We start from the raw sequence: 12630 nt of genomic DNA on the forward strand, positions 1-12630 counted from the left end.
CCGCGCGGCTCACCGGGGATGGGACGCCCCCCGGGCGGCGGGACCGGCCGGGCGCCGGGCGGCGGGCCGGGACGGGGATTCTGGTACGGATTGGGACTTGGACGTGAACTCTGTGGAGGACGGCCGCCATGTGGCTCATCGCCGTAGGGGGAAGTCTCGTAGGGCGAATTCACTGACAAGATCTCCATAACTCGTAGCGGTCCAAGTGGCTATCAGCGGTAGTCGTCACCGCGGCGGACGCATGCCGACTCCGCGAGTCACCCGACGGGCGAATGACCTGGCACTTCATTCGGCGGCGGTGCGCCGGTTCGCGCGTGTCCCGGTGCGGCGGCGTGGCGGCGCAGGCGTGGAACCGAGCACATAGGACTGCACCAGATGATTCCAGCTGCAGGTCCTGCATACCTCGACGACATGGACCGAGAACTCCTCGCGCGTCTCGGCGAGGCGCACGAGTTCCTCGGGTGTGCGAGCCGATCCGGCGACCGGCCCGAGGCCGTCGCCGAAGACCCAGGATACGAGGGTCAGTTGTTCCTTCCGGCAGATGGGGCATGTGACCTCACTCCCCCGACCGTGGAACTTCGCCGCACGTAGGAGATAGGGATTCGCATCACACACCTCGGCGACATCGACTCTGCCCGCATAGACGTCAGCCAGCAGCGACCGGCGCCGGAGGGCGTAGTCGACAACTTGCCGCTGAATTCGCACGAGAACCAGAGTAGCGGTGTTGGAATCGGGCCGCCCCGGGCTGTGCGGATTGACCGGCTCCGGCGGGTGCCGGATCCGGCGCGTCGCGTCGTTATCCGGATTACGATCCGTCTGTGTCCACCGCAGCATCCGGGCGCACGCGAGCGCGTGACCTCGACCGCGCCACCGCGTCCAGCCTGCTGGATGCCGCCTACGCCGAAGGCCAGCTCGGCGCCGACGAGTATCACGACCGAATCGCGCAGGCCGCGGCGGCGAAAACGCTCGGCGAACTGGCCGCGCTCACCGCCGATCTGCAAACCCCCGCCGCTGCGCGCGGGTTCACCGCGCAGCGCTCGTCGGCCACGCGAAAAATCTTGCGCCGCTCGGCATCCGGGGGAAGTTATCCCGATCACACCCGGGCGCGCGATGCCGATCGCGCCACTACTCGCGACCTGCTCGACTCCGCCCGCGCCGACGGCCAGCTGTCGGAAGAGGAGCACGACACCCTCACCGAACTCGCCGCGGAGGCGCGCACCCTGGGGGATCTGAAGGATCTGGTCTCGGACTTGCAGCGGTCCCGCGATACCGCCCCCGCGCCGCGGCCGCCGCGTTCGCGTCGCCGTCAGTGGTACGTGGGTGCGGTGACCGTGGCCGCGGTGCTGGCCGCCTGCGCCGGATACCTCGCGGTCGCCCGGGAGGCGGAACCGCGACCGGCGGCGCAAGCGCTGCCCGTGCTGGACCAGGGGGCGGTGCAGCCTCTGGTGATCCCTACGCCGAGCCCGCACACCACCGAGGGAATCGCCACATTCCTGCGCAACTACCAGCGGAAATTCGGCGACCTCCAAGTCGACGAGCTGTATATGCACGAGGATTACGCCACGCTCGTCCGTGCGGTGCCGGGCCAGCAGAACCGGAAGGTCGCCTACGACTACCGCGGTGGGTTCGCCCAGTCCGGGAAAATCGAGACGCGCAAGGCCGACACGCCGTCGGTGGATCTGGGCACGTTGAACGCGGACGCGATCGGCCGGGCGCTCGCCGACGCGGCCACGATCACCCGCGTGCCGGGCGGCGCTGTGTCGCATTTCATGGTGAGTGCGAAGGGCGACAGGGGGTCTGTCGAACCAACCATCACCGTTCATGTGAACAACCCGGTCAGGGAGAACGGCTACTTCACGCTGACCCCGGCGGGCGAGATCCGCCTCGTCCGGCCGTTCGAGGGATAGGCGATGGCGACCACCCGATACAGCGGCATCCGCGCCCGCGACACCGACCGCGCCGATGTCTGCGGCCTGCTCGATGCCGCGCTGGCCGATGGCCAGCTCACCGCGGGCGAGCACGCCGCGCGGACCGCCGAGGCGATGCGCGCCAGGTCCTTCGGCGAGCTCGACGCGTTGATCGGCGATCTGCAGATTCCGGGTGAACTCGCGAACGCCCCGGTGGTCCGCGTGGACCGTCGGCGTCCACGGCGCTGGTTGGCGCCGGTCTACACGATCGCTGCCGCTCTGGTCGCGGGTGCGATGGTGGGCGCGATCAGCCGGTGCGGCATCGATCTGCCTGGGTCGTCGGAGAAGGTTCCCGATATGACCACCGGTGCGGGCCTGGCCTACTTTCTCGCGGAGTACCGGGCCGAGTTCGGCGACCTGATCGCCGACGACGTCACGCTGTACCCGAAGTACGTCATCGTGGACCGGCAGCAGCCCGGCAACGAGTCGCAGACCGGCGACTACTACTACAACGGCGACTTCCGCACCTCGCGGACCGCCGAGCGCAAAACGGGGACGCCCACCTTCGACCTCGCCGCCGTCGACGTGCCCGCCATCGCCCGGCTGCTGGCCGGCGCGCGGCAGACGGTGCGGTGCGCGGACGGCGAGATCAGCCACGTCGGCTTGGCGTTCGACACTCCTGGCGCGGTCGAGCGCGGTCCCGTGGCGAATATCTACGTGAAGTGCAAAGGCGGCGCGTCCGGGTACGCGAAGGTCACCTTCGCGGGCGAGCCGATCGCGGTCTTCCCCGCCTCTCGCTGAACCATTGCAACGCCGGTACCTAGGCCACCTCTGTGCACAGATGTATCGCTCCGATATAGTGGAAAGTCGCATCCATCGGTTAGGTCTGTACAACAGTCAGGGGGTGAAGCCCGGTGCTCGAACTGGCAATCCTCGGGCTGCTCCTCGAATCGCCCATGCACGGCTACGAACTGCGCAAGCGGTTGACCGGCCTGCTCGGGGCGTTTCGTGCCTTCTCCTACGGATCCCTCTACCCGACGCTGCGCCGCATGCAGGCGGACGGGTTGATCGCCGAGGAGATCCCCGCGGGCGCGACGACTCGCCGTGCGCGACGGGTTTACCAACTGACTCCGGCCGGGCGGGAGCGGTTCAGCGAGTTGCTCGCCGACACCGGACCGCAGAACTACACCGACGACGGCTTCGGCGTTCATCTGGCCTTCTTCAGCCGCACCCCCGCGGAAGCGCGGATGCGGATCCTGGAGGGCAGGCGGCGTCAGGTCGAGGAGCGCCGAGAGGGGCTCCGGGAGGCGATCAAGAAGGCCAGCGGTTCGCTGGATCGCTACACCCGGCAGCTCCATCAACTCGGACTCGAATCAAGCGAGCGCGAAGTGCGCTGGCTCAACGAGTTGATTGCGGCGGAGCAATCGACGAAGGCGGCACCACAGAAAGAGGGAAATACCGGCCATGAGTGACATCGAGAAAGCTGACAACGCCACAGAGGTTCGCGTCGCCATCGTAGGTGTGGGAAACTGCGCCTCTTCGCTGGTCCAGGGCGTGCAGTACTACCGGGACGCGGACGAGTCCGCGACCGTTCCCGGTCTGATGCACGTGCGGTTCGGGCCCTACCACGTCCGCGACGTCAAGTTCGTCGCCGCGTTCGATGTGGACGCGAAGAAGGTCGGCTTCGACCTGGCCGAGGCCATCTTCGCCAGCGAGAACAACACCATCAAGATCTCCGACGTGCCGCCGAGCGACGTCGTCGTGCAGCGCGGCCCGACCCTCGACGGCATCGGCAAGTATTACGCGGAGACCATCGAGCTGTCCGAGGCCGAGCCGGTCGACGTGGTGCAGGTGCTGAAGGACAACAACGTCGACGTGCTGGTGTCCTACCTGCCGGTGGGTTCGGAGGAAGCCGACAAGTTCTACGCGCAGTGCGCGATCGACGCGGGTGTCGCGTTCGTCAACGCGCTGCCGGTGTTCATCGCCTCCGACCCGGTCTGGGCGGAGAAGTTCACGAAGGCCGGTGTCCCGATCGTCGGTGACGACATCAAGAGCCAGGTCGGCGCGACCATCACCCACCGCGTGATGGCCAAGCTGTTCGAGGATCGCGGCGTGCAGCTCGACCGCACCATGCAGCTCAACGTCGGCGGCAACATGGACTTCAAGAACATGCTCGAGCGTGAGCGCCTGGAGTCGAAGAAGATCTCCAAGACCCAGGCCGTGACCAGCAACCTCAAGAAGGAACTCGGCGCCAACGACGTGCACATCGGCCCGTCCGATCACGTGGGCTGGCTCGACGACCGCAAGTGGGCCTACGTACGCCTGGAGGGCCGCGCCTTCGGTGACGTGCCGCTGAACCTGGAGTACAAGCTCGAGGTGTGGGACTCGCCGAACTCCGCGGGCATCATCATCGACGCGGTGCGCGCGGCGAAGATCGCCAAGGATCGCGGCATCGGCGGACCGGTCATCCCGGCCTCGGCCTACCTGATGAAGTCCCCCCCGCAGCAGCTGGCCGACGACATCGCGCGCACCCAGCTGGAAGCTTTCATCATCGGCGCGGAGTAATTCGGCAGACCGACGCAAGCCGGCCGGAGGCAATGCCTCCGGCCGGCTGCGTTGGTACGACGTCCGCGCTAGTCCAGGGAGACGTAGACCTCCACCGACGCCGGTCCGGTGTAGCGCTCTACCTCGGCGGTGTGAGAACGGGTGATGGTTCCCGCGTTCTCGGCCTTCGCCACCTGCGCCCAGGCGGTGCGCAGCAGGTCGTAGGGCTTGTCGGCGACGACGAATTTGGCGTAGCGGCCTTGCGGGATGAGGGTGAGCACATCGCCGGGGTCCAACTCGTCCATCCCAGCGATCTCGTAGCCGAGCACCGCGACGGCGTGATCGTTCTGGCCGATGTAGGCGGCCACCCGGGGCACGGTCTTCTCCCGCGCCAGATACCGGTCCCACGTGAAGTTCACCAGGTCGAGGTCACGCGCGGTCACCTCGCGGCCGGCCAGCGGCACGGTCAGGCCGGCGACCATGCTCTGCGGCAAAGTGACGATCTCGAAGTCCACTGTCTGTTCCTACCCGTTGCCCTGCTCGTCTGCCAATGCCACGAAGACTTCCACCGTTCGTGCGTCCGGATAGTGTTCCCAGTCGCCGGTATAGGCGCGCAGGAGCCGCCCCGCGGCCTCCGCGTCCCAGACCGCTCGCCAGATGCTCACGATGGTGTCGCCGAGATTGTCGCCGCTGGCGATGAACCGGGCGAAGCGCCCGGCGGGCACCCGGGCGAGCACGTCGCCGGGCTGCAGGTCGGCCAAGCTGTGGCAGCGGTAGCCGACGATATGGGTCAGGTACGAATTGATCTCCGGCGCGTGGTCGACGTACGCCGTGGTGGGCGGTCCGGGCAGCTTGCGGGCCAGGTTTCGCTTCCACGCCTCTTCGACTTTCGCGCGGCGCGGCCCCTCGACCGCGAGCGCGGGGCTGCGAAGCACTGTTCCCGCTACCAGCGTCTCGGGTTGGTCAACGACATTGAAATCCACCGGCGTAGCCCCTATGTCTCGTCTGTCTTCAATTGGCGTCGCTCCCGGTGCCCTCCATGGTGCGCAGGCTACCGCCTCCGGGCCCGCCGCTCGCGCCGCGCTGTCGTCGCTCGAGCGCATATCCTTCCGCATCGTTTCCGCGGTTTCGGCGTCGGCCCGTTCCGACGCACTCGCTGTTCGCTCTCACTCTGGCAAACGATGCTGCCATGTCATGCGTTCCGCCGGGCCACGGAAGGTCACAGCATCATCGCTATCCAGGAACCGGAATGCTCAGGCCCGGGAAAATCTCCACCTCTCTGGGCGGTTGGGGGCTAGACGGGATGATCACGACGGGTTCGCGCTGCGGTGACTGCTGCGGGGGATTGAGGATGTCGTAGGGGCCGCCCGAGGGCGGCTTGCTCTGATTCGGCCGGTCCGGGGCCTGCGTCCCCGGGAACTGTTCGATGGGTGTGCCGTCGAGCGCGTCGTCCATCACCTGTTTCCAGATGTCGGCGGGCAGGCCGGAGCCGTAGATGTCGGCGCCGCGCGCGGTGCGGATCGGCTGGGACTGCTCGGTTCCGATCCATACCGCCGTGGACAGCGACGGGGTGAACCCGATCATCCACGCGTCCTTGTTCAGGTCGCTCGTACCGAGTTGCGTGGTTCCGGTTTTGGCGGCCGAGGGACGGTTGTTCTTCAGCGCGTGCCCATTGGAGTAGGCCGCGATCGGGAGCATGGCCTCGGTGGTGTTCTCCGCGATCCTGCGGGGGATGCTCTGCCGCCCCTCGGGCAGTTGTTCACCGACCTGCTGGTCCGGGCCGCGATCCAGGAGCACCCGCCCATCACCGGTCACCACGCGCTGGACGAAATAGGGCCGGTGATAGACGCCTGACGCGCCGATCGTGGCGTATGCCGAGGCCATGTCGATGGGCCGGACCGAATACTGCCCGAGGACGATCCCGTTCAGCGGTCGCCCGCCGTCCTCGGTGAGGGTCTTGCCCGGCACGCCCGGCAGTTCCTCCGGGATGCCCGCCGCGTGCGCCGCGTCCGCGATCGCCTGCGGGCCGTCGAACATCGTCATGGTCAACCGGTAGAAGCTGGTGTTCAGCGAGCGCTTCAGCGCCTCCGCCATGGTGCACTTGCCGCACGATTCGCCGTCCACGTTGGTGATCCGGGTACCGCGGTCGGTCACGGGGGAGCTGTCCAGCACGCGAGACAGCGGGATGCTCTGCTGCTGCGCGGCGATCGCCGCGAAGACCTTGAACGCCGACCCGGTCTGCAACGGCGCCTGGGCGAAATCGAAGCCGATACCGTCGTAGCCGCCGAAGTACGCGCGCACCGCGCCGGAGCGCGGGTCGATCGACACCACGGCGGCGCGCAGTTCCGGTGGCTGCGCACCGAGCCGGTCGCGCACCGCGCCCAGCACCGCCTGCTGCGCCCTGGTGTCGATGGTCGTGGTGATCTGCAACGCGCCCTTGTTCAAGTCGCGCTCACTGATGCCGGAGTCGCGTAGTTCGCGCACCACCTGATTGCGGATCAGGCCCTCGGGGCCGCGGGTCACGTTGTCGTCCGGGATCTGGGTGAGCGGGATGATCGGCGGAAAGATGGTCGCGTCGCGATCGCCCGGCGCCAGCGCGCCCATCTCCACCATGCCGTCGAGCACGTAGCGCCAGCGCGCTTTGAGGTCCGCGAGGTGGGTTTCCGGGTCCAGGATCGAGGGTGTCCGGATCAGCGCCGCGAGCACCGCGCCCTCCGCGAGGGTCAGCTGATCGACCTGTTTGCCGAAGTAGACCTTGGCCGCCGCGGCGATGCCGTAGGACCCCCGGCCGTAGTAGATGGTGTTGAGGTACGCGGCGAGGATGTCGTCTTTACTCCACTGCCGCGCCATCTTCGCCGCGATGATCAGCTCGCGCATCTTGCGGGTGACGGTGCGCTCGGAGCCGAGGAACGCGTTCTTGACGTACTGCTGGGTGATCGTGGAGCCGCCGCCCGCATTGTCCTTGCCGAGCAGGTTGTCCCGTGCGGCACGCAGGAAGCCGGAAGTCGAATAACCGGGATTGGTGTAGAAATTGCGGTCCTCCGCCGACAGCACCGCGTCGCGTACCGGCCGCGGCACCTCGGACAACGGGACCGGCGTCCGGTTTCCGTCCGGCGGAACGATTTTCGCGAGCACGGTGCCGCCGTCGGAGGCGAAGATGGTCGCGATCTGATTCGTCTGCACCGCATTCGGATCCGGGATCTCGGCGCTCCAGTATGCCAGGACGGACAGCAGCGCGGGCACCACGCCGAAGAGGATGAACAAGGCCAGCAGCAGGCGACGGATACGTTCGGCTCTGCTGCGCGGCGGCCGATTCGGCTCCGCCGGACGCGGGATGGGCGGCCGTGATTTCCGGCGGGCCTCGACGCGTTCGCGCCGGTTCCGTGCGTCCCGCTTCGCCGCATCCGCCCGCTGCGTCCAGCCCGCGATCGAGGCATACGGTGCGGTCGGGGGAGCCCCCTTGGCGCCGCGTCCACGTCCTCGCGGTTTGCGGAACGAGCTCACGATCATCTCCTCCCGGAGCGCCGGACGAACTCACCTGCACGAACGAACGGAAAAGAGCGTCGAAAGCCAGAGTTTACCGTGTTCTCTCACAAGCGGCTTTCCACTTTCCGGCCGTTGCACACAGCCGATCGACTCAGCTCTTCACGCCGCCCGCGGTCAGGCCGGAGATGATGCGGCGCTGGAAGAGCAGGACCATGACGACCAGCGGGATGGTGACGATGGTGCCTGCCGCCATGATCGCCGCGTACGGCTGAACCAGCGGGTTGTTGCCGGAGAAGCGGGCGATCGCGACGGTGACCGGTTCGGTCTTGTCGCTGGAAAGCAAACGCGCGAGCAGGTATTCGTTGACCGCGGCGATGAACGCGAGGATCGCGGTGGTGAACACGGCGGGAGCGGCCAAGGGCAGCATCACCAGCCGGAACGCCTGCAACTTGGTGGCGCCGTCGATCCGGGCGGCTTCTTCTAGTTCCCACGGCAGTTCGGCGAAGAAGGACGCGAGGATGTAGACCGTCATCGGCAGCACGAACGAGATGTTCGGGATGATCATCGCCTGGTACTCGCCGATCCAGCCGAGGTTGGTGAACAGCTGGAACAGCGGGGTCACCAGCACGACCACCGGGAACATCGAGGCGCTGAGGATCAGGCCGGACACCACGTACTTGCCGTGGAAGGTGAGCCGTGCCAGCGCGTACGCGGCGAGCACGCCGATCACCAGCGCGATCGCCGTCGTGATGGAGCCGATGACGATGCTGTTGACCAGCGCCTTGCCGAAATTGTTGCCGCGGCTGGTATCGAACGCGTTGCGGAAGTTCTCCAGCGTCACGTGCGTCGGCCACGGAGTGTTGTCGAAGGTGTAGTCGGGGTCGCGGAACGCGGTGACCGCCATCCAGTAGAACGGCGCGAGACCCCAGACCAGCACGATCAGCGCGCCGAGGTACAGGCGTACCGAACCGAGTCGTTTGGTCCACGGAACCGGCCGCGCGGCGGAGGTGTCGGTTGCCGGTTTTTGCGCCGTCTGCACGGACATCAGTGCGCCTCCCGCTGTTCTTCCTGGGTGCGAACCGCGTTCGCGCCGAGGATCTTCACCAGCACGAACGCCACGGCGAAGATCAAAAGGAAGGTGATCGTGGACAACGCGGCCGCGCTGTTGGGGCCTTGCCGGACCTGATCGACCACCAGGATCGACACCGTGCGGGTGGACGGGTTGCCCAGCGTCATGATCGCGGGCAGGTCGTACATCCGCAGGGCGTCCATGGTCCGGAAGAGCACCGCGACCAGCAGGGCGGGCTTCAGCAGGGGCAGGGTGATCTGGGTGAACCGCTGCCAGGCCGACGCGCCGTCGACGCGAGCCGCCTCGTACACGTCGGCCGGAATCACTTGCAGTCCGGCCAGCAGCAGCAGCGCCATGAACGGCGTGGTCTTCCAGACGTCGGCCGCGATCACCGCGAACCGGGCGGGCCACGCGTCGGAGGTCCACAGGATGTGCGTGCCGAGTACGCGGTTCACCACGCCGTCGTACTGGAACATGAACTCCCACAACCGCGCGGTGACGGCGGTCGGGATGGCCCACGGAATCAGCACGGCCGCCCGCAGCAGCGCCCTGCCACGGAAGGTCTTGCCCATCACCATGGCCATGCCGAGACCGAGCGTCGCTTCGAGCGCGACGGTGACGACCGTGAAGAACAGGGTGACCCCGATGGCCACCCAGAATTGCGAGCCGAGGTTGCCGGTCGGGCAGGCCACCGTCTCGCCGGTGGCGACCTGGCACTGCTGCAGCAGCCAGTGCGTGTAGTTCGCGAACCCGGCGTTGCCGCCTTCGACGAACATGCCGGTCGCCGGGTCGAGGCCGGGGTCCTTCTGGAAGGACATCCACAGCGCCCGGATCACGGGATACCCGATGACGACCGCGAGCGCGATCAGCACGGGCGTGACGAACACCCAGGCTTTCCCGGATCGTCGCAATTCCAGGGCCGTCCTGGCGGCGAAGCCGCGCCCGGCCGGAACGAACTCGTCGTCTTTCGGCACGCTAGTCGCCGTTCCCGAAGGATCCGACACCGTTTCTCTCCTGCGGGTTCGTCGGGTCCGTTGCGCTCAACCGCTCACGATCCGGCGGTTTCGATGCCCTTTTGCATGCCGGTGATCGCGTCGTCGACGGACTTGGTTCCGTTCAACGCAGCATAAGCGTTGTCCTGGATGGCTTTGCTCACCGCGGGATAAAAGGGTGTCACCGGGCGCGGCACCGCGCTGGAGATGGAGTCCTTGAGCGCGGGCAGGTACGGCATCTTCGCGATCAGCGCCGGGTCGTCGTACATGGACGCGCGCACCGAGGGCAGCGCGCCCGCGGCGACGATGTGCTGCGCGTCCTCGCTGATCAGGAAGCGCAGGAAGTCCAGCGCGGTGGCCTTGTTCTTGGAGTAGGCGCTGATCGCCGCGTTGTAGCCGCCGAGGGTGGAGGCGCCGACGCCGTTCTCTCCTGGCAGCGGGGCCACCGCGAACTTGTCCTTCACGGCGGAGGCCTCGCCGCCGACGTCACCGAAGGTGGACGGCCACGAGCGCAGGAACATCAACTTGCCCTGTGCGAAGGCGTTGCTGGACTCGGGCTCCTTGAAGGTGATGGCCTCTTTGGGGATGTCACCGTTGTTGTACGCGTCGACCAGGACCTTCAGTCCGGCGCGGGATTGCGCGCTGTTCACGGTGGGGGTCTTGCCGTCGGCGCCGACGAAGCTGCCGCCATAGGCGTTGATCACCTCGGCCGCGTTCACGGTCAGGCCCTCGTAGGGCGCGAACTGGCCCGCGTAGCAACCGATGTTCTGCTGGCGCGCGATGGGACACTGGGCGAGCAGTTCGTTCCAGGTCTTGGGCGGATTCGGCACCAGGTCCTTGCGGTAGAACAGCAGGCCGCCGTTGGTGTTGCGCGGCGCGGCGTAGAGCGTGTTGTTGTAGGTCGCGCTGGCGACCGGCGGGGAGAGCAGCGCGCTGGTGTCGATGGTGAAGGAGTCCTTCAGCGGCTGGATCCAGCCCTTGGCGGCGAACTCGGCGGTCCACGGCACGTCCAAGGCGACCACGTCGTAGTTGGACTGCTTGGACCGCATGTGCTCGACCAGGTCGTCGTACTGCTGAGAGGCGTCGTTCGACTGTTCCTTGAACGTCACCGGCTCGTCCGGGTGCGCGGCGTTCCAGCGCTCGATCAGCTGCTTGACCGCGCCGGTCTCGGTGGTGTCCTTGCCCTCGACATAGGTGATCGGACCGCGACCGGTGAGGTTCTGGCCGGTCGGGCTGCCGCCGCTGTCGCTGGAGCAGGCGCTGGTGAACGTCGCGGTCAGCAGCCCGACCGAGGCGACCGCCACCGCGGCTCGCGGCACCAGCGACGAACGTAGGGACGACACCTTCTTCACAGCCATCGCAAACACTCCAGGATCATTCGTGAGCGGCAGCACACCCTGCCGGTGCACAAGGCAAGATACATGGTGTCGATCCGGAGTGCGGGACAGTGGCGGTAGGAGCAGCTCGTGGGGCCTGTTCCCAGGATGCGCTCGGCGGTACACGCGGTGGCCACAAGGTGGTTCCGGTGAAGCTGGGGCAATTCGTAATATCCTCCGCCACTCGATAATTCGGTGGTAGTCTCGTGCTACCGACGGGGGGTTCGTACGTTCGGTACATTCCCGACAGGCGTTCGAGGTTGCACTAACTGTCTCTGTGAGTGTGTCCCACTTGGATCTCGGTGATCCGGCTCGCGGGTGGGCGGCCGTCGTTCGGAAGTGCTCTTCTCGCGGAGGGGTGCCTACACATGCAGGCAGGCACTTGCAGTTGATGGGAGTTGAGTTCGCCGCGTTATCGCGGGGGGAGGAATTCGCGTGTCTATCGGAATTCGCGTGGCGTTATCTGCTGTGTGTGCCGGAATCACTGTTCTGGACAACGACGCAAAAGTAGTCAGAACCTTCTCGATCACTACCGGGCCTGTGGGAGGCAAGCCGGGCACGTTGCTGTGCGGGAACAGGGACAGTGGATTCCGTCATATCAAGGATCGCCACATGGCCGAATGGGAGGGCCTGGCGGCGATCGAGCGACGCAACTGGCGCGATATCGCCGATATGGCGATCGAGAAGGTCGATATGGCGATCGAGAAGTCACTGTCCTCGCCGGACAAGTTCACGACGCAAGACGGCGGGAAGTTTTGCCATACAGGCCAGATCTACCTGGTCAACAAAGCGAGCGGTCGGATTGCACAGACCGTTCAACCTACGGTGATCGTTACTGGCAGTGGAAAGATCATTACGGCTGTTCCAGGAGGTCGGTGTGCACGCTGATCCGACATCAGCCGAGCTGACCGAATCGGTGGCCCGCGCCGCGCGCGGGTTGGGACTTAACGTGGCGACCGATGAGAAGGGCGGGCTCAGGATCACGGCCCGGGGGGAGGTCGAGCTGGCGCCGCCGGTCGCGATCGAGTTCAGCGAAGACGCGATCAGCGACTATTACGCGCGGATCGCGTCGAGGGTTCCGGATGACGAACCCGACCATACGCCCCTGAGCTGGTGGTACATGCTGATGTCCACTCACCTGTACGAGGCGCTGTATGAGATGGATCGACTCGGTGTCCATTGCGACATCGTGATCGGGCCCAGCGGGCTCACCGCGGTAGCGAGCGATCGAACGAGGTAGTTCTCGTTGGGCGGTT

Annotated in this window: 13 protein-coding genes; 6 read left to right on the forward strand and 7 right to left on the reverse strand. The window is 66.6% G+C overall.

Annotated elements, in window-relative coordinates; genetic code table 11:
• Window positions 1-285 precede the first annotated feature (285 nt).
• Window positions 286-705 carry a DUF5318 domain-containing protein gene (locus tag NA8_RS20120; RefSeq protein WP_040871200.1) on the reverse strand — a complete coding sequence of 140 codons (420 nt, stop codon included), beginning with the start codon at window positions 703-705 and terminating at the stop codon, window positions 286-288.
• A 113-nt stretch (window positions 706-818) separates the two neighbouring features.
• On the opposite strand from NA8_RS20120, the gene NA8_RS34415 reads away from it, so the two are divergent.
• The 4 genes from NA8_RS34415 to NA8_RS20140 all read left to right on the forward strand — a co-directional run bounded on the left by NA8_RS34415 (window position 819) and on the right by NA8_RS20140 (window position 4472).
• Complete coding sequence (locus tag NA8_RS34415; protein ID WP_063051922.1) at window positions 819-1907, forward strand: DUF1707 SHOCT-like domain-containing protein; 1089 nt, start codon at window positions 819-821, stop codon at window positions 1905-1907.
• 3 nt (window positions 1908-1910) lie between these two features.
• Entirely contained in the window at window positions 1911-2708 is a 798-nt protein-coding gene (locus NA8_RS20130; protein ID WP_063051923.1) for a DUF1707 SHOCT-like domain-containing protein, read from the forward strand.
• A 113-nt stretch (window positions 2709-2821) separates the two neighbouring features.
• Window positions 2822-3379: a PadR family transcriptional regulator gene (locus NA8_RS20135; protein ID WP_063051924.1), complete on the forward strand. Its 558-nt coding sequence runs from the start codon at window positions 2822-2824 to the stop codon at window positions 3377-3379.
• A complete protein-coding gene (locus NA8_RS20140) occupies window positions 3372-4472 on the forward strand; it encodes an inositol-3-phosphate synthase (RefSeq protein WP_063051925.1) in 1101 nt (366 codons plus the stop codon). The genes NA8_RS20135 and NA8_RS20140 overlap by 8 nt, the downstream gene beginning before the upstream one ends.
• A gap of 68 nt (window positions 4473-4540) precedes the next feature.
• On the opposite strand, the gene NA8_RS20145 is transcribed toward NA8_RS20140, so the two are convergent.
• The 6 genes from NA8_RS20145 to NA8_RS20170 form a co-directional block, all read right to left on the reverse strand.
• Window positions 4541-4966 (reverse strand): GyrI-like domain-containing protein, encoded by a 426-nt coding sequence (locus NA8_RS20145; RefSeq protein WP_063051926.1) that lies wholly within the window; start codon window positions 4964-4966, stop codon window positions 4541-4543.
• 9 nt (window positions 4967-4975) lie between these two features.
• Window positions 4976-5434 (reverse strand): GyrI-like domain-containing protein, encoded by a 459-nt coding sequence (locus tag NA8_RS20150; RefSeq protein ID WP_063051927.1) that lies wholly within the window; start codon window positions 5432-5434, stop codon window positions 4976-4978.
• 250 nt (window positions 5435-5684) lie between these two features.
• On the reverse strand, window positions 5685-7961 hold the full coding sequence (locus NA8_RS20155) for a transglycosylase domain-containing protein (protein WP_084466943.1): 2277 nt from the start codon (window positions 7959-7961) through the stop codon (window positions 5685-5687).
• A 127-nt stretch (window positions 7962-8088) separates the two neighbouring features.
• Window positions 8089-8982: a carbohydrate ABC transporter permease gene (locus tag NA8_RS20160; RefSeq protein ID WP_174550110.1), complete on the reverse strand. Its 894-nt coding sequence runs from the start codon at window positions 8980-8982 to the stop codon at window positions 8089-8091.
• Window positions 8982-10010, reverse strand: coding sequence for a carbohydrate ABC transporter permease (locus NA8_RS20165; RefSeq protein WP_084466944.1), 1029 nt, complete (start codon window positions 10008-10010; stop codon window positions 8982-8984). Before NA8_RS20165 ends, NA8_RS20160 begins: the two co-directional genes overlap by 1 nt.
• Before the next feature lie 44 nt (window positions 10011-10054).
• The gene (locus NA8_RS20170) at window positions 10055-11356 is read right to left on the reverse strand and encodes an ABC transporter substrate-binding protein (RefSeq protein WP_063052007.1); all 1302 of its coding nucleotides are present in this window, start codon (window positions 11354-11356) and stop codon (window positions 10055-10057) included.
• Between the two features lie 453 nt (window positions 11357-11809).
• Here NA8_RS20170 and NA8_RS20175 point away from each other — a divergent pair, with 453 nt between their 5' ends.
• Together NA8_RS20175 and NA8_RS20180 are read left to right on the forward strand one after the other, a co-directional pair.
• Complete coding sequence (locus NA8_RS20175; protein ID WP_157106798.1) at window positions 11810-12262, forward strand: hypothetical protein; 453 nt, start codon at window positions 11810-11812, stop codon at window positions 12260-12262.
• The gene (locus tag NA8_RS20180; RefSeq protein WP_157106799.1) at window positions 12252-12614 is read left to right on the forward strand and encodes a hypothetical protein; all 363 of its coding nucleotides are present in this window, start codon (window positions 12252-12254) and stop codon (window positions 12612-12614) included. The genes NA8_RS20175 and NA8_RS20180 overlap by 11 nt, the downstream gene beginning before the upstream one ends.
• The last annotated feature ends 16 nt before the right edge of the window (window positions 12615-12630 follow it).

Source organism: Nocardia arthritidis NBRC 100137 (assembly GCF_001612765.1).
In the GTDB taxonomy this organism is placed as follows: Bacteria; Actinomycetota; Actinomycetes; order Mycobacteriales; family Mycobacteriaceae; genus Nocardia; species Nocardia arthritidis.